This is a genomic window from Sphaerisporangium dianthi (assembly GCF_042654065.1).
Classification (GTDB): Bacteria; Actinomycetota; Actinomycetes; order Streptosporangiales; family Streptosporangiaceae; genus Sphaerisporangium; species Sphaerisporangium dianthi.
Window position 1 is genome coordinate 48,477 of the sequence record NZ_JBHSFP010000016.1, and the last position, 15,622, is coordinate 64,098.

Sequence of the window (15,622 nt, forward strand, 5' to 3'; positions counted from 1 at the left end):
GTTATGTACAGATAAGTCGATAAATCTCTCATACTTAACTGAGGCGATGTACGTGACCGCGTCCCCTGATGATCGTCGGCGGGCGCGGACCTCGGGGGTATGTGCCTGTGGAGTCGGAAATGACGCCCACCGGGCCCGTGCGGTTCGCCGTACTCGGGCCGGTACTGGGCTGGCGGGACGGGGCGGAGCTGAATCTCGGGCCGCCGCGCCAGCGCGCGGTGCTCGCCGTGCTGCTCGCCCGCGTCGGCCGTCCTACCGGTCTGGCCGAGATCGTCGACGTCCTGTGGGGGCAGGACCCGCCGGAGAGCGCGGTCAACGTCGTCCAGCGGCACATCGGGGCGCTCCGCCGGCTGCTGGAGCCCGATCTGCCGCGCAGGGCGGTCGGCAGGTGGCTGGTGCGCAGCGGCGGCGGCTACCGGCTCGATCTGGACGCCGGCGCGCTGGATCTGCTCCGGTTCCGCGCCCTCGTCGACCGGGCACGGCGCGGGACGGCCGGCGATGCCCCGGCGAGCGTGCGGCTGTTCGTGGAAGCGCTGGAGCTGTGGCGCGGACCGGCCGCCGACGGGATCTCCGAGGAGATACGGGCTCGCCCGCTGTTCGCGGCCCTGGACCAGGAGTACCTGGAGGTCCTCAAGGAGGCGGCCGACACCGCGCTGCGGGCCAGGACCGTGACCCGGCTCGTGCCGCTGCTCCAGCAGGCCGCGGGGGCGAACCCGTTCGACGAGCCGTTGCACACGCGCCTGCTGCTCGCCCTCGCGGCCACCGGCCACCGCGCGGGAGCGCTCGCCGTCTACCGGGCGATGTACTCGCGGCTGGACGAGTCCCTCGGCATCGGGCCCGGGCCGGAGATGCGCGCCGCCCACGATCAGGTGCTCGGGGAAACCGCGCCCGAGCCACCCCCTCCCGCGCCGGCCGAGACCGCGCCACCAGCGGAGAACACCGGACCGGCCGGAGCCCCGCGACCGTCCGGAGCCGCGGAACCCTCGCGGACCCCAGACCCCACAGGGACCGCGAGGCCGTCAGGGAATGTGAGGCCGGCGGGGACCGCGGAGCCGTCAGGGAATGTGAGGCCGTCAGAGACCGCGGAGCCGGCGGGGACCGCGACGGCGGGCCGGGTGCGGCCCGCGCAGTTGCCGGCGGATCTGCCGGCGTTCGCCGGGCGGCGCGAGGAGCTCGCCCAGGTGCTCGCACTGCTGCCGGACGGGAACGACCCGGCGGCGGCCGTGGTGATCAGCGCGATCGGCGGCATGGCGGGCGTCGGCAAGACCACGCTCGCCGTGCACTGGGCTCACCAGGTGGCCCACCGGTTCCCCGACGGCCAGCTGTACGTCGACCTGCGCGGGTTCGACCCGGCGGGTCCCCTGGATCCGGCCGAGGCTCTGCGCGCCTTCCTCAGCGCGCTCGGCGTCCCCACGCGGGAGGTTCCCCCTGGTCTGGACGCCCGGGCCGCGCTGTACCGCAGCCTGCTGGCCGACCGGCGGGTGCTGGTGCTGCTCGACAACGCCCGCGACTCGGGGCAGGCCCGGCCGCTTCTGCCGGCCGCGCCCGGCTGCCTGGCCGTCGTCACCAGTCGTAACCAGCTGTCGGGCCTGGTGGCCGGCGAAGGCGCCCGCCCGCTGACCCTGGATCTGCTGTCCGACGCCGAGGCGCACGAGTTCCTCTCGCTGCGGCTCGGCGCGGACCGGGTCAGGGCGGAGCCCGCGGCGGTGCGGGAGATCGCCGCGCTGTGCGCCAGGCTGCCCATCGCGCTGGCCGTCGCCTCGGCGCGGGCGCTGACCAACCCGGGGTTCTCTCTCGCGGCCATCGCCGCCGAACTGCGCGCGGCCCACGGCAGCCTCGACGCCTTCACAGGCGCCGACGGCGCGGACGTCGGGGCGGTGTTCTCCTGCTCCTACCGCGCGCTCACGCCGCCCGCCGCGAAGCTGTTCCGCCTGCTCGCCCTGCATCCGGGCCCGGACGTCAGCGCCTCGGCCGCCGCCGCGCTGGTGGGACTGCCCGTCCGCCGTACCCGTCCCCTGCTGGCCGAGCTGACCCGCGCCCACCTGCTCACCGAACACGTCCCCGGCCGCTACGGCGGCCACGACCTGCTGCGCGCGTACGCGGCCGACCGCGGCCAGGCCGAGGACAGCGAGTCCGGACGGCGGGCGGCGGTCCAGCGCATGGTGGACCACTATCTGCACTCGGCGTACCGGGCGGCCCGGCTGTTCTCCAGCCATCGCGACGCGATCCCTCTGCCACCGCCCGTGCCCGGGGTCTTCCCCGACGACCTCGCCGACCCCGAACAGGCCTCGGACTGGCTCACCACCGAGCATGCCGTACTGCTGGCCGTCATCGGTTCGGCCGCGGACACCGGTCTGGACGCGTCCGCCTGGCGGCTGGCCTGGGCCATCGCGCACTTCCTCGGCCGGCGAGGGCACTGGCACGACCTCGCCGCCTCGCACCGCGTCGCGCTCAAGGCCGCGCAGCGGATCGGCGACAGGACCGGCATGGCGCACGCCCATCGCGGTCTCGCCCGAGCCTCCGCCGACCTGGGCCGTCACGACGAGGCGATGCTCCACCTGGACCGCGCGCTGGAACTGTTCGCGAGCGCCGGGGACGGCGTCGCCCAGGCGCACACCCACCGCAACCTCAGCTGGGTGCTGGAACTGCGGGAGAGATACGAGGGCGCGCTCGTCCACGCCCAGCAGGCTTACGACCTCTTCCAGGCCGCGGGCCACCGGCCGGGGCAGGCCGCCTCGCTCAACGCGGTCGGCTGGTACCACGCCCTGCTCGGCCGCCACGAGCGGGCCCTGGCCCACTGCCGGCGCGCGCTCGCCCTGCTGGAGGAGCTCGGAGACCTCTACGGCCAGGCCGACACGCTCGACAGCCTCGGCTACGCCCTGCACCACCTCGGCCGCTACGAGGAGGCCACCGCCAGCTACCAGAGCGCCCTGGAGCTCTACCGGCGCCTCGGCGTCCGCTACGCCGAGAGCGACACCCTCACCCGCCTGAGCGACACCCACCTGTCGGCCGGCCGCGCGGAGCAGGCACGCGACGCCCTGCGCGAGGCGCTGGCCGGCCTGGACGAGCTCGGCCACCCCGGCGCCGCCCCGGTCCGCGCCAGGCTCCGCGCCCTGGAGCTCCCCTCCACCGCCCGCACCTAGCACGGCCTCGCGGACCCTAGCCGGCTCGCGCACCGCGAAACAGCACCGGAGCCCCCGGTCATCCGAGGGCTCCGGCGCTGTTCGACTTCACCCGCCGTCAGCTCTCCAGGAAGCGACGGCAGCGGTACGCCCCAGGCGCGGAAATGCCGTCCGCCTGCTTGATACCGATGGAAATGCCCTGGAGCGAATTCACCGGAGCGCGGTCACCACCAGCTGCCGGTGAGCTCCCAGAGGGGGAATCCGAATCCGAATCCGTCCAGGTCGTCCAGGCCGTAGCCGTAGCCGTAGCCGGATCCGTGGCCGTATCCGTGGCCGTGGCCGCCGCCCCACTTGCCGTGGTGGCCCCCGTAGCCGCCGTGGCCGCCGCCCCACTTGCCGTGGTGGCCGCCGTCCCAGTCACCGCCGGCGGTGACGGCGGCGGACGCGGACGCGCTGGTGGCCGTCGTGGCGCTCAGGCCGACGAGACCTCCGGTGAGCGCGGCCGTTACAGCGAGCGTCGCGGCGTATTTCTTGATGGCGGGCATCGCGTTTCCCCCTTGACGTCGGGTCGCCCCGATAAAGGAATTCGTCTCCGCGAGGAGGTGAACCCCTGAGGCGACTCGTTCAGAATCTGCCCACCCGAGATCTCTCCAGGGCCCCAACCCGACAAACGAGGATAAGGACGTCTTGGGGCGCATTTAACATCTTATTATGACAATGCGGGCAGTATTTCCCGATATGCCCGAATCGTCGGAAGAGGACCGGCGCCTGCGGGCGTCCCTCGCCCGCCGCACGCCGCACCCGGCCGCGCCGACGCCCCGCGCGCCATGGACGCCCGGCACGCCCAGGGCGTCCCGCGCGCGGGGACACCGGGTCACATCAACTCGTCGAGCATGTCCTTCAGGTGGTCGGCCGCCTTCTCGATGTCGTCGTAGTCCCTCTGCGCCGCCCGCATCTTCACCGCGATGACACCGCACCGGTGGGCCTTCTTGAAGTCCCCGAAGGGGAACTTGTACCGGCCCTTGTTCGACTCGTCCTGCTCGTCGTCCACGCCCAGATGCCACTTGGCGTACTCGTCCATGCCGTGCTTCTCGATAAACGCGTTCTCCTGGTCGGTCGACGGCTGGTGCTCGCTCCAGTCGCCCATCTCGTCAAGCTTGAACTGCTTGTCCTTCGCCAGGCTCTTCGCGTGGTCGTACGCCTTCTTGTTCAGCTTCACCGTCATGGCTCTCTCCGCTCTCCGGTCCGCGGCGCCCGCCCTCACGGCGCGGGCCGCCGTCTTCCCGGGTCTGCTACCCACCGATCGCGGAGGCAGTGACGTTCCGGGCTCGGGCCTCGGCGGCGCCCTCATGCGCACGCGGTGGGGGACCTTGCCGCGCACGTGGTCGCAGGGCCCATGCGGCGAGGGCCGGAAATGACTGTGGGCACCCTCCCCGTAGGGAGGATGCCCAGGTCATCGGTGTTGACCGTGGTGCGCCGCCAGGGACTCGAACCCCGGACCCGCTGATTAAGAGTCAGCTGCTCTAACCAACTGAGCTAGCGGCGCATCAACTACGGCGACTTTAGCAGTCCCGGCGAAGCTACGCACATCGGCGGGAGGTCGGCGTGCCGGTACCAGGGGGAAGCACCGGCACGCCCATTCCCCGGGGAGGCGCCGGAGCACAGGGCTCCGGCCGGCCTGGATGTGCGCCGAGGGGACAAGCTGTGGATCAAGCTGAGGATCAGGGGGCGGAGACGAGCGCCAGGGTGGGCTCGGCGGGGTCGCGGTCGTAGACGCCCCAGGCTCCGTCGGAGAACGGGACCGGGGCGTTCTTCTTGCCCGGGCCCTTGCCCCACTTGGTGATGACGTAGTCGACCTTGATGTGGCCGGCGCCGAAGCCCGTCACCATCAGGCTGGAGTCGTTGAAGTCGCCGCCGGTCAGTTCGGCGAACGTCTTGCCGTCCATGTCGAGCATGACGCCGCTCTGGGAGGGGATGCCAGGGCCGCGGTCGCCGATGAAGAACGGCGCCTTCTTGCCGTTGTAGACCACATAGCCTTCGGTGCCGAGCGGCCAGCTCGGGCTGGCGAACAGGCCCTTCTGCATCGGCTTGCCGATGGCCGGCAGACCGGTGTCACCGGCGCGGCCGGAGGAGTCGTCCCAGAAGTAGGAGGCCTTCGTCGAGCCCTTCAACATGACCCGCTGGGTGGTGGCGGCGGCGACGCCGTCCTTGCTGCGCTCAGGCGAGCTGGCGGCGTGGGCCGTGGTCGTGCCGGCCACTGCGGTGCAGACGATCGCCGCACCGACGACGCTGCAAACCACGCGATATTTGGGGGTGTTCGTGAAAAAAGACATGGGAGGGCAGGATCTTTCATCAGAAGACAAGGGACCCGGGCTCCGAGTTCGGTCAAGAGGGTTCGGCGCCGGGAGAGGAAGCGTTCGCAGTCGCTAGTGGGGCGACAAGGGCATGGTCTACCGCTGCGCGAGCGCTTCTTACGTGGGTCGGTCGGGCAGGTGGCGTCGAGGCCACCGCGTCGCAAGGCTGCTGCGAATCGCCCGGTCGGCTGGTTACAAGCCGACTTGTGTGCCGCTTCTGACGGCAAGATCCGGGTCTAGGGTCGCCCGGAGGACGGAGTGGGGCGGTGTGTCCACTCGAGTCTCCTCTCCAATGACGTCTACCGAGTTAGCTGACGGGTTCGGGCGTGGAGTTCGCCCTACCGCTCGCGCGGATTCACCCCAAAGGACATGGGTCCCCGGTTCCCGTGGGCCGGTAGGCCCGGTGGGACTCGACGTTCGGTCGGCGGCCTTCCTGCTGAAGACCAGGTCACCGTCCGTTCTGGTAGAAGACGTTACCGGTCAAGTCAGGACAAAGCAAACGAAGTGTCTACAAAGCATTAGAAGATCTACCTATCGGGCATGAACACCAACATATCGGGCAATTCACCCCAGCGGGAGCCATCAAGGCCATACGCATGTGACTGCTGTGACTCAAGGTGAGAATGGGGCGTCACATCTCTCTTCACCCGGCCCATCGAGCCCTCTTGGGTAAAGGCCCCTCATTGGCAAAGGAAGCGGCGCCGGCACCAGCACGACAGGCATTGGGGCTTCGTACCCCGAGAGCGGGCTCGGCTCGTGCCATGAGAGCGGATGCCCGGGGGTGGGGGTGGACATGAGTCGGGGCCGGACAGTCCCCCGCCTGTCCGGCCCCGATCTCTCACGGTCCAGCGCCGATGCCTTCCCCCAAACGCATCGGGCGGTCCCGCTGTACGGACGCGGTCCCCCACCGCGTCCTTTTGGTGAAAGCTTCGCTGCGCCCTTCCGGGCGCGGGTCGCATCCCCCTTGACCTGCCTTAACACTACATACCGGGGCCTGAGGCGCTCGTCATCGCACGGTATAGATTCGGTCTAAGTCGCGGGCATGACCGGGTACGGGATGACCCGGCGGCCCGGGCGGCTAATCGGGTAGTTCGACGGTGACCTCGGTGCCCTTCTGCAGCGACCGGCTGACGGTGCAGTGCCGCTCGTGCACTCGATGCGCGACGGCGCGGAAGACCTCGTCCGCCTCGGCGTCGCCCTCGGGCAGTTCGACGTCGTAGGTGATCGTGACCGGCCCGAGCAGCGTGGGCTCGATCTTCTCCGCCTGGACCGTCATCGCCAGCCGCACGAGCCGGTGGCCGCGCTTGGCGGTGAGCGGCTCGACGGTCACGATGTTGCACCCGCCCACCGCGGCGAGCAACAGCTCTACCGGGGTGAAGACGCCTTCTTCGTCGCCGCTGCCCATGGCGACCTCGGCCCCGCGGCCGTTGCGGGCCACGAAGCCGGTCTCAGTACGCTCAACGTTCACCGATGTCATGCCTGGAGCCTAAGAGCGGGCCGGGGACCCTCAGGCGTCGGGGTGCTTGGACAGGTAGGCGAGGTACACCGGGCGCAGCGCTTCGCCGAGTTCCCCCTCGCCGGAGGCCATGGCGTCGCTCAGCAAGGCCGACACCCGGCTGAGGTCGTTGGCCGTCTCGTCGGCGTGACCGCTCGCGGCCTCGGCCGCCGGGATCACCTTGAGAAGGTCCCACAGGAAGCCGAGGTCGCCGTGCGTGACCGCGTAGCGCACCGCCCTGTCGTGCAGCTCCCTGGGCGACAGCGCCTGCAGCTCGTCCTGGTCCATACGGGCTCACCCCCTTGTAGGCATTTCCCCCCGATCACGGGGATATGCACATCCAACGCCTCCGACGATCACCTTGCTCTTCGGACCCCCCTCTCCCGGTGCCCGCCGCCCCGCGTGCCGGAGAACGGGAAACCGCCGTCCACCGGCCCGTGCTCCCGGCGCGACGTCGATCTTCCGGCGGCACGGAAACCGCGTGCCCCAGGTCCTCAGCCCCTACCGCGCGCCCGCGACTGCTGCCACCATCAGGAGAGTGAAGATCGTCATCAAGATCCTTATCGTCGCGGGTGCGCTCTGGGCGGCGACCCGCCTGATTCCCGGCATCTCCGTCTCCGGGGACACCACCGCGCGCACGGCCGGCGCCCTCGTGGTCGTCGCCCTGATATTCGGCATCGTCAACGCGGTGCTCAAGCCGATCATCAAGACGTTCGGCTGCGCCTTCTACGTGCTCACACTGGGCCTGTTCGCCCTGGTGGTGAACGCCCTCCTGCTGCTGCTGACCAGCTGGATCGCCGAGCAGCTCGACCTGCCGTTCCACGTGGACGGCTTCTGGGCCGCCTTCCTCGGCGCCATCCTGGTCGGTGTGATCACCTGGCTGCTCGACATGCTGCTGGGCCTCAACGAGGACTAGCCTCAACGAGGCCCAGAGGACTGAAGGCCGGCCACCGAGCCTCGCTCGCGCAGTTCGGGCGCCTGGATGATCCTGCGCCTGCGGTGCTGTCCGTCCGCCGCCGCGGCGACGAGGCGGACGGCCGCGCGCACGATGCCGCCGATGTCCCAGTTGACCGTGGTCAGGCCTGGGGTGAGCAGCCCTGACATGGGGTGGTCGTCGTACCCCATGACCGAGATCTGGCCGGGGATCTCCAGGCCGAGCTCGGCCGCCGCCGCGTACACGCCGTAGGCGATGGAGTCGGAGAAGCAGAACGCCGCGCTCGGCCGGGAGCCGCTCGAGAGCAGCTCCCGCGCCGTCCCGGTCATCGCGGCCAGCCCGTGCGGCGCGGTCACCACCGCGATGTCCAGCCCGAGGCGCGCGGCCTCGGCGGTCACATGGACGTCCGCCGGCCGGTCGGGCGTGCTGGGCCGGGTCGGGGTCAGGACGGCGATGCGGCGGTGGCCCTTCCGCCGCAGGTACTCAAGGGCCAGCGTGACGCCGTTGCGGTTGTCGAAGACGACCTCGCCGGCCGTCCGCGCGTCGAGGAGGGCGTCGCCGATGGCGACCACCGGGAGGCTCTCGGCCAGCTGCGACCAGAACTGCGCGGCCGGGTCGACCGGCTGCACGATCAGCCCGTCGACGCGCTGGTCGCGAAGCTGGAGCGCGAGCGCGCGCTCGCGGGCGGGGTCGCCGGAGGCGTCCAGGATCAGCGCGTAGCGGTCCTTGTCGCGCAGGGCACGCCCGAGCCCGATGGCGAGCGACTGCTGCCAGAGGTCCTCCAGCGAGCCGCACAGCACGCCGATCATGCCGGTGCGGCCGCTGGCGAGGGCCCGGGCGATCGGGTCGGCCTCGTAGCCGAGCTCGGCCGCCGCCTGGCGCACCCGCTCGATGGTCTCGTCGGAGACCTGCATACCTCGCAGCGCGTACGAGACGGCCGCGGGCGACAGGCCGGTCGCCTGCGCCACCTCGCGGATCGTCGCCCGCTTACGCGGCTGGGAACGCGGCATCTGGCCAGCTTATGCCGAAGCCCTTCGGCGGGCGGGGCTCCGAACCGTCTCGGCCCATGGACCGGCTGTTGACGGCCGCCAGGTGAAGCGGTTCACTGAAACGTATCAGTGAATCGATTCACAGCACGATCAGAGATGTTGCCTACAAAGTCAGTAGGTAATATAGGATAGCCTGGTCAGCAAGGAGGTGGGCATGGGAATCGACGTTCATCAGCACATGTGGACGCCTGGGTTCTCCGGCGCGCTGCGAGGCCGCGCCAAGCCGCCGTTCCTCTCCGATTGGACGCTCTTCCTCGACGGCGAGGCGCCGTACGAGGTGAACCCTCTCGACCACGACCTCGGCCACCGGCTCGCCTTCAACCACGACCACGGCATCGACCTGGCCCTGGTGTCGCTGTCCAGCCCGCTCGGCGTCGAGCACCTGCCGCCCGGCGAGGCCTGGCCGCTGCTCGACGCCTACCACGAGGGGGCGCTGGCGCTGCCGCCGTCGTTCCGGGCCTGGGCGTCCACCTGCGTCACCGAGATCGACCTCGGCCGCACCGCCGAGGCCCTGGACGGCGGCTTCGCCGGGCTCCAGCTCCCCGCGACCGCCCTGCTGGACGCCGGGGGCCTGGCCCGCGTCGCGCCGCTGCTCGACCTCCTCCAGCAGCGCGACCTGCCGCTCTTCGTCCACCCGGGCCCCGCCGCGGCCGCCGAAGGGCCCGCGTGGTGGCCGGCTCTGGTGCCCTACGTCCAGCAGATGCACGCCGCCTGGTACGCCTTCCAGGCGTTCGGCCGGCCACGGCACCCGCGTCTGCGCGTCTGCTTCGCGCTGCTGGCCGGCCTCGCCCCCCTGCACGTGGAGCGCCTCATCGCCAGAGGCGGCTCCGCCCGGGGCGTCGTCGACCCCGACAGCTTCCTCGAGACCTCCTCCTACGGCCACCAGGCCATCGACGCGATCACCCGTGTGGTGGGCGTCGAGGTCGTGGTGCTCGGCTCGGACGCCCCTTACGCCGCGCCCGCGCGCACACTGCTCGGCGAGGCCATCGAACAGCAGATATCCCTCACCAACCCTTCGCGCCTGCTCGACCTGGAAGGAGCCGTGCACCGATGACCTGGGAGTCCTTGCCTGACCGATACTTGGACAAGCACGAACTGCGCGACCTCGTCGAAGACCTCGCCGCCCGGCCCGATCTGTGGGCCTCGCATGTCACCTTCGGCGAGAGCGGAGAGGCGCGTCACTACGCCTCGCTCCACCGTGACTCCTTCGTCGACGTCTGGGTCATCTGCTGGCGTCCCGAGGACGACACCGGCTGGCACGACCACGACGTCTCCTCCGGCGCCGTGCGCGTGGTCGCGGGCACGCTGAAGGAGTCCAACCCGCGCATCGGCGGCGCCCCGCTGGAGACGCTGGTGTCCGAGGGAGAGGTGCTGGCGTTCGGCCCCGAGCACATCCACCGGATCAACGGCCACGCCGGGACGAGCGTCTCGATCCACGCCTACTCTCCCCCGCTGTGGCGCCTGGGCCAGTACTCCATCAGCGACGACGGCGTCATGCGCCGCGCATCGGTGAGCTACGCGGACGAACTGCGCCCGGCCGACTCTGAGGCGCTCGTCTGACCGAAGCCGCCCTCGACGGCCAGGGTGTCGCCGACGCGCCGCGCGATGCCCGGGTCGTCGCTGAACACCCCGTCCACCCCGAGCCCGTACAGCACGCGTAGCCATCCGGCCACGTCGCCGTGCGCGCCCGCGTACCCGCGTGCCGCCGGGTTCCCCCGGCGGAACGCGGCGGGCAGGTAGGTGTTCTCCGGCCGGACGGTCCATACGTGGACGGCGAGGCTCTGGCGGTGGGCGTCGGCCACCAGTGTGGTGGCGGCTCCCAGGCGTCCGTCGTGGCCGACGGGCTGCACCAGCGAGGTCGGGACGCCGACGGCGTCGGCGTAGGAGGCGATCTCGGCGAGCCCTTCGGGAGTGGCCAGATCGCGGTAGGTGCGCGGGTCTCCCTTGGCCACCAGATCGCGCGGAGCGCCGGACGACTCCAGGAGCTGGACGAACCGCAGCCGCGTCCTGCCGCGCATCGCCCGCAGGTTGCCGGTCTCGAACGACTGGACGAACACCGGGTCGGTCCGCTCGCGCCACCCGTACCGGCCGAGCGTAGCCAGAAGCGGCCCCTCAAGGGGCAGCCCGATGGAGGCGAAGTAGCCCGGGTGCTTGGTCTCGGGATAGATGCCGACGCCCGACCGCTTGGCCAGCGCCGCCACCTCGTCGAAGGTGGCGATCGGGGCGAGGCCGTCGAAGGCGGCGCTGAGCGGGCGCAGGGCGGACAGCCGCTCGACGGCGCGCAGGGTGCGCAGCTCGGACAGCGTGAAGTCCTCGGTGAACCAGCCGGTCAGCCTGCGGCCGTCGATCACCTTGGTCGTCCTGCGCGAGGCGAACTCCGGATGCCGGGCGACGTCGGTGGTCTCGGAGATCTCGTTCTCGTGCCGGGCGACGAGCACGTGGTCCTTGGTGGACACCAGGTCGGGCTCGATGAAGTCGGCTCCCATGGAGATGGCGGCCCGATAGGAGAGCAAGGTGTGCTCGGGCCGGTACGCGCACGCGCCGCGGTGCCCGATGACCGCCGGACGCGGCCGCGAGGCGGCCCTCTGGACCGCGGCGGAGGTGACGTGGACCGCGGCAGAGGGGGACATGCCGAACGACGCGCCGGCGGAGGCGTTTCCCCCCGGCAGAAGGGACAGCATTCCGGCGAGCGTGCCGGCCAGGAGCCATCGAACGCGGGTCACGCTCGATGTTAGGCCTGGTCGCGAGCGCTCTCCTCGGCATGACACGCGCGGCGCGCCAAAGGGACGGCGACCGACTATCGACGATCACCAGCGACCGCCGCCGTTATCGGTAATCATCAGCACAGAGCAATGATCATCCCCATATGCCAGAACAACCGGCGGCGTTTCCGGTCGGACGCGACACGGACCTACGAGCCGCGCGATATCGGAGGCTTGTATGCAGCGCTCGGCTTTTCCCCGGCGCGAGTTACTCAAGGGCGTGGGGCTGGGCGCCCTCGCGGCGGCCGGCGCCGCCTGCGGCGCGCCCGGCGGGGACTTCCGGACGGACGACGAGAAGATCGTGATCGGCTTCGTCAGCCCGCGGTCCGGAGCGCTCGCCAGTTTCGCCTCCGGGGACGACTTCGTCGTGGAACGCGTGCGCCGGACCGCGCCCTACGCCAAGGGATTCACCGTCGGCGGCAGAAGGTACGCGGTCGAGATCGTGGTCAAGGACAGCGTGTCCGACCCCCGGCTGGCCGCTCAGGCGGCCCGCGAGCTCGTCACGCACCACAAGGCCGACATGATCCTCACCAGTTCCGCCCCGGAGACGACCAACCCGGTGGCGTCGGTGTGCGAGAGCCAGGGCATCCCGTGCGTGGCGACCGTCGTCCCCTGGGAGGCCTGGTACTTCTCCCGGCAGGCCGATCCGGACAACCCTCGCCCTTTCACGTACACGACCATGTTCTTTCTCGGCGTCGACCAGTTCGGCGGGTGCTTCGTCCCGATGTGGGAGCGGATCCCCACCAACAAGGTGGTGGCCGCCATGTTCCCCGACGACCCCGACGGCAACGCCTTCCGGCGCGCCTGGCCGCCGATCCTGGAGAAGGCCGGATACACCTGGGTGGACGGCGGCGCCTACCGCGACGGCCGCGACTTCACCCGCATGATCGCCAAGTTCCGGCGGGAGCGCTGCGAGATCTTCATCAACGCCCCGCTCACCCCCGACTTCAACCGCATGTGGCGGCAGGCGGCCGCCGACGGGTTCCGGCCCCGGCTGGCCACGGTGGCCAAGGTCCTGCTGTTCCCGTCCGACACCCTGCCCCTCGCCGGCCTGGTCGACAACATCGCGACCGACTCCTGGTGGGGCCCGTACATGCCCAACACCTCCTCGCTGGACGGCGAGAGCGCCAAGAGCCTCGCCGAGGCCTACCAGTCGGCCAGCGGCCGGCAGTGGCTGCAGACCCTCGGCTCGGTCTACTCGCTGTTCGAGATCGCGTACGAGGCGTTCTCGAAGGTCGACTCACCCCGGGACAGGAAGGCCGTCGCCGCGCGCCTCAGGACGCTGAACTACTCCGGGATGTCGGGCGTGCTGGACTTCTCCCGCGGTCCGGTGCCGGGCGTGGCCGTCCAGCAGCCGGTGGGGGTGCAGTGGAAGAGGGGTGTAGGGCGGTTCCCCTACGAAATGATGGTCGTGGACAACAGCCTCAACCCGGCCGTCCCGATCGGCGCCGAGCTGGCCCCCACCAACCCCTGAGCGAGCCGGGCCGGGCTGCGCGCTCCGAGCACGAGATCCGCGCGTGCGGCAGAGGACGGACGCCCGTTAAGCAACTCATGTTGACTGGCCGAGATTTAGTCAACTAGTGTTGCTCGCATGTCCACGAGCGACTTCCCCATCCCGTCCAGCGACCAGCGCATCACCGAGATCCAGAGCGCGCTCGACGACGCCGTGGCCGCGGGCGGCGGCCCCGGCATCGTCGCCGAGCTGAGAGACGGCCGCGCGCAGCCGTGGTTCGGCACGGCGGGAGTGGCCGACCTGACGACCGGTGGCGAGCGCCGGCCGGGCGAGCACTTCCGCATCGGGAGCTTCACCAAGGCGTTCACCGGCACCGTGGTCCTGCGGCTCGCGGCCGAGGGCAGGCTGACCCTGGACGACACGGTCGCCCAGTGGCTGCCCGGCGTCGTGGAGGAGCATCTCGGCGCGGACGGCACCAAGATCACCATGAGGCGGCTGCTGAACCACACCAGCGGACTGCCCGACGCCATCCTCGGCCAGGAGCCCCCGCCCTCCGAGGAACCCGGCGAACGCTTCATCTACTCGAAGATCAACTACAGCCTCGCGGGAATGATCGTCGAGGGGGCGACCGGCGCGACGCTCGCGGAGGAGATCGAGCGCCACATCACCCGGCCGCTGCGCCTCACGGGAACCTACCTCCCGGGCGCCGACAACACGATGCGCGACCCGCACGCCCGTCACTACTCCAAACTGGGCGAGACCGGCGCGGGCGCCGAGATCCACGACGTGACCGAGATGGACCTGAGCTGGGCCGGGGCCGCCGGGGGCATGGTCTCGACGACCTCTGACCTGCAACGCTTCCTCAGGGCCCTGCTGAGCGGCCGCCTGCTCCCTCCCGCCCAGCAGGACGAGATGTTCACCACCGTCTCGACGGAGGGCGCGGGCTGGGTCCCGCACACCCGGTACGGCCTCGGCGTCTACTCCCAGCGGCTCTCGGACGGAGTGACGCTCTGGGGCGGCGGCGGCTACATCCACGGCTCGATGTCGTACGCCATGGGCGACCGCGAGGGCGCCCGCACGCTGGTGGTCAACCTGAACGGCGACTGGAACGACTTCCACGAGACCTTCAGCGACCTCTACGAACCCGGTTTCCGCACGGCGACCTCCCCGAACCCGTCCTCCTAGTCCCTAGGGCGCATCCGTCGAGACGGCGCGGCTCGCTCTCAGGTCCGGCGGCCGTGCGGGCGGACGTCCGGCCCGCACGCCCGAGACGAGTTGCAGCCCGCACGCGGCCAGCCCGGCGAGCAGCGGCACGGTCCAGCCGCCCGAGAGCTGGTGCAGCAGGCCGATCAGGAAGGGGCCGAGCGCCGCCAGCAGATAGCCGAACGACTGGGCCACGGCCGACAGCGCGGTCACCGAGGCCGGGTCGGGCGCCCGCAGCGTGATGATCAGCAGCGCGAGGGCGATCGAGGCCCCCTGCCCCAGCCCCAAGATGACCATCCACAGCCACGGCAGCGTGGCCGGCGCGAACAGGACGCCGAGATACCCGGCGACCGTCAGCAGCGCGGCGGCCACGATGTGCGGCACCTGCGTCCGGGCACGGCCCGCGTGCGAGGTCACCGCGAGGGTGGCGGCGATCTGGGCGACGTTCGTCAGGGCGAGCAGGTAGCCGGCCTGGTCGGCGGGGAGCCCCGCGTCCCGGAAGATGGTCGGCAACCAGGCCAGCATGATGTAGAAGGTCAGCGACTGCAGGCCCATGAACACCGTGACGTTCCAGGTGACGCCGCTGCGCAACAGCGCGGCGTACGGCCGGCGTACGGCGCCGGCGGGCCCGCCGCCGGCGCGCCGCCCGAACGCCTGCGGCGCCCACAGCAGCGCCGCCGCCAGCGCGAGCACGGCCGCCGAAGCGGCCGCCGTGCGCCAGCCGTACCGCTGCTCGATGGGCACCATCAGCGCCGACGCCGACGCGGCGCCGGTCACCAGGGCCGAGACGTAGATGCCGGTGAACAGCCCGACGCGGTCGGGGAAGTGCTGCTTGACCACCCCCGGCATCACCACGTTCATGATCGCTATGGCGGTGCCGGCGACGGCGGACCCGGCGTAGAGGGTCACCGCGCCGCCGAGACCGCGCACGAGGGTGCCGGCGGCCAGGATGAGCAGCCCGACCAGCAGGGTGCGGTCGAGGCCGACCCGGGTCGCCAGGGCGGGGGCGATCGGCGCCAGCAGGCCGAGGCAGACCACCATGACGGTGGTGATCGCGCCACCGGCCGCGGGGGTCAGGCCCAGATCCGCCATGATCTCGCTGAGCAGCGGCGACACGCCGGCGAGCGCGGGCCGCAGGTTCAGCGCGGCCAGCACGAACCCCGCGACCAGCAGCACCCCCGCCGCGCCGGATCTCCCGCCCAGACCCGGGGCGGATCTCCCGCGCAGGCCCGGGACGGAAGGCCCTTCCA

The 15,622-nt window shown here is 71.2% G+C and carries 14 protein-coding genes, 1 tRNA gene and 1 riboswitch; of the genes, 6 read left to right on the plus strand and 9 right to left on the minus strand.

Annotated features, from left to right (window positions below):
• Positions 1–119: 119 nt before the first annotated feature.
• Positions 120–3,143: an AfsR/SARP family transcriptional regulator gene (locus tag ACFO60_RS22415; protein WP_380843091.1), complete on the plus strand. Its 3,024-nt coding sequence runs from the start codon at positions 120–122 to the stop codon at positions 3,141–3,143.
• 203 nt (positions 3,144–3,346) lie between these two features.
• Here the strand turns inward: ACFO60_RS22415 and ACFO60_RS22420 are convergent, their stop codons facing one another.
• The 6 genes from ACFO60_RS22420 to ACFO60_RS22445 all read right to left on the minus strand — a co-directional run bounded on the left by ACFO60_RS22420 (position 3,347) and on the right by ACFO60_RS22445 (position 7,259).
• Positions 3,347–3,667, minus strand: a complete 321-nt coding sequence (locus tag ACFO60_RS22420) for a hypothetical protein (protein ID WP_380843093.1) — start codon at positions 3,665–3,667, stop codon at positions 3,347–3,349.
• 329 nt (positions 3,668–3,996) lie between these two features.
• On the minus strand, positions 3,997–4,347 hold the full coding sequence (locus tag ACFO60_RS22425; RefSeq protein ID WP_380843095.1) for a hypothetical protein: 351 nt from the start codon (positions 4,345–4,347) through the stop codon (positions 3,997–3,999).
• Between the two features lie 244 nt (positions 4,348–4,591).
• Positions 4,592–4,668: transfer RNA gene (locus tag ACFO60_RS22430), tRNA-Lys, on the minus strand.
• 175 nt (positions 4,669–4,843) lie between these two features.
• Complete coding sequence (locus ACFO60_RS22435; protein WP_380843097.1) at positions 4,844–5,455, minus strand: hypothetical protein; 612 nt, start codon at positions 5,453–5,455, stop codon at positions 4,844–4,846.
• Positions 5,456–5,757: 302 nt separating this feature from the next.
• A riboswitch (cyclic di-AMP (ydaO/yuaA leader) is annotated at positions 5,758–5,892 on the minus strand.
• Between the two features lie 662 nt (positions 5,893–6,554).
• On the minus strand, positions 6,555–6,953 hold the full coding sequence (locus tag ACFO60_RS22440; protein ID WP_380843098.1) for an OsmC family protein: 399 nt from the start codon (positions 6,951–6,953) through the stop codon (positions 6,555–6,557).
• 30 nt (positions 6,954–6,983) lie between these two features.
• Positions 6,984–7,259, minus strand: coding sequence for a hypothetical protein (locus ACFO60_RS22445; RefSeq protein WP_380843100.1), 276 nt, complete (start codon positions 7,257–7,259; stop codon positions 6,984–6,986).
• Positions 7,260–7,509: 250 nt separating this feature from the next.
• Here ACFO60_RS22445 and ACFO60_RS22450 point away from each other — a divergent pair, with 250 nt between their 5' ends.
• Positions 7,510–7,887: a phage holin family protein gene (locus ACFO60_RS22450; protein ID WP_380843102.1), complete on the plus strand. Its 378-nt coding sequence runs from the start codon at positions 7,510–7,512 to the stop codon at positions 7,885–7,887.
• Between the two features lie 2 nt (positions 7,888–7,889).
• Here ACFO60_RS22450 and ACFO60_RS22455 read toward each other — a convergent pair whose 3' ends face one another.
• Positions 7,890–8,915 carry a LacI family DNA-binding transcriptional regulator gene (locus tag ACFO60_RS22455; RefSeq protein WP_380843104.1) on the minus strand — a complete coding sequence of 342 codons (1,026 nt, stop codon included), beginning with the start codon at positions 8,913–8,915 and terminating at the stop codon, positions 7,890–7,892.
• Positions 8,916–9,108: 193 nt separating this feature from the next.
• Here ACFO60_RS22455 and ACFO60_RS22460 point away from each other — a divergent pair, with 193 nt between their 5' ends.
• Both ACFO60_RS22460 and ACFO60_RS22465 read left to right on the plus strand, forming a co-directional pair.
• Positions 9,109–10,008, plus strand: a complete 900-nt coding sequence (locus tag ACFO60_RS22460) for an amidohydrolase (RefSeq protein WP_380843106.1) — start codon at positions 9,109–9,111, stop codon at positions 10,006–10,008.
• Complete coding sequence (locus tag ACFO60_RS22465; protein WP_380843108.1) at positions 10,005–10,514, plus strand: cysteine dioxygenase; 510 nt, start codon at positions 10,005–10,007, stop codon at positions 10,512–10,514. The genes ACFO60_RS22460 and ACFO60_RS22465 overlap by 4 nt, the downstream gene beginning before the upstream one ends.
• Here ACFO60_RS22465 and ACFO60_RS22470 read toward each other — a convergent pair.
• Positions 10,469–11,677 carry a glycerophosphodiester phosphodiesterase gene (locus ACFO60_RS22470; protein ID WP_380843110.1) on the minus strand — a complete coding sequence of 403 codons (1,209 nt, stop codon included), beginning with the start codon at positions 11,675–11,677 and terminating at the stop codon, positions 10,469–10,471. The two genes, ACFO60_RS22465 and ACFO60_RS22470, sit on opposite strands and share 46 nt — an antisense overlap.
• Positions 11,678–11,894: 217 nt before the next feature.
• Between ACFO60_RS22470 and ACFO60_RS22475 the strand changes: the two genes are divergently transcribed.
• Both ACFO60_RS22475 and ACFO60_RS22480 read left to right on the plus strand, forming a co-directional pair.
• Complete coding sequence (locus tag ACFO60_RS22475; RefSeq protein WP_380843112.1) at positions 11,895–13,190, plus strand: ABC transporter substrate-binding protein; 1,296 nt, start codon at positions 11,895–11,897, stop codon at positions 13,188–13,190.
• A 117-nt stretch (positions 13,191–13,307) separates the two neighbouring features.
• Positions 13,308–14,354, plus strand: a complete 1,047-nt coding sequence (locus ACFO60_RS22480) for a serine hydrolase domain-containing protein (RefSeq protein WP_380843114.1) — start codon at positions 13,308–13,310, stop codon at positions 14,352–14,354.
• Positions 14,355–14,357: 3 nt separating this feature from the next.
• Here ACFO60_RS22480 and ACFO60_RS22485 read toward each other — a convergent pair whose 3' ends face one another.
• The gene (locus ACFO60_RS22485; protein WP_380843116.1) at positions 14,358–15,548 is read right to left on the minus strand and encodes a CynX/NimT family MFS transporter; all 1,191 of its coding nucleotides are present in this window, start codon (positions 15,546–15,548) and stop codon (positions 14,358–14,360) included.
• Positions 15,549–15,622 lie beyond the last annotated feature (74 nt).

Excerpts from the sequence above, each read along its gene's own strand:
- ACFO60_RS22435 (WP_380843097.1), bottom strand. The coding sequence starts at position 5,455 with ATGTCTTTTTTCACGAACACCCCCAAATATCGCGTGGTTTGCAGCGTC.
- ACFO60_RS22415 (WP_380843091.1), top strand. The coding sequence starts at position 120 with ATGACGCCCACCGGGCCCGTGCGGTTCGCCGTACTCGGGCCGGTACTG.
- ACFO60_RS22480 (WP_380843114.1), top strand. The coding sequence starts at position 13,308 with ATGTCCACGAGCGACTTCCCCATCCCGTCCAGCGACCAGCGCATCACC.
- ACFO60_RS22455 (WP_380843104.1), bottom strand. The coding sequence starts at position 8,915 with ATGCCGCGTTCCCAGCCGCGTAAGCGGGCGACGATCCGCGAGGTGGCG.
- ACFO60_RS22445 (WP_380843100.1), bottom strand. The coding sequence starts at position 7,259 with ATGGACCAGGACGAGCTGCAGGCGCTGTCGCCCAGGGAGCTGCACGAC.
- ACFO60_RS22465 (WP_380843108.1), top strand. The coding sequence starts at position 10,005 with ATGACCTGGGAGTCCTTGCCTGACCGATACTTGGACAAGCACGAACTG.
- ACFO60_RS22420 (WP_380843093.1), bottom strand. The coding sequence starts at position 3,667 with ATGCCCGCCATCAAGAAATACGCCGCGACGCTCGCTGTAACGGCCGCG.
- ACFO60_RS22475 (WP_380843112.1), top strand. The coding sequence starts at position 11,895 with ATGCAGCGCTCGGCTTTTCCCCGGCGCGAGTTACTCAAGGGCGTGGGG.
- ACFO60_RS22440 (WP_380843098.1), bottom strand. The coding sequence starts at position 6,953 with ATGACATCGGTGAACGTTGAGCGTACTGAGACCGGCTTCGTGGCCCGC.
- ACFO60_RS22425 (WP_380843095.1), bottom strand. The coding sequence starts at position 4,347 with ATGACGGTGAAGCTGAACAAGAAGGCGTACGACCACGCGAAGAGCCTG.
- ACFO60_RS22460 (WP_380843106.1), top strand. The coding sequence starts at position 9,109 with ATGGGAATCGACGTTCATCAGCACATGTGGACGCCTGGGTTCTCCGGC.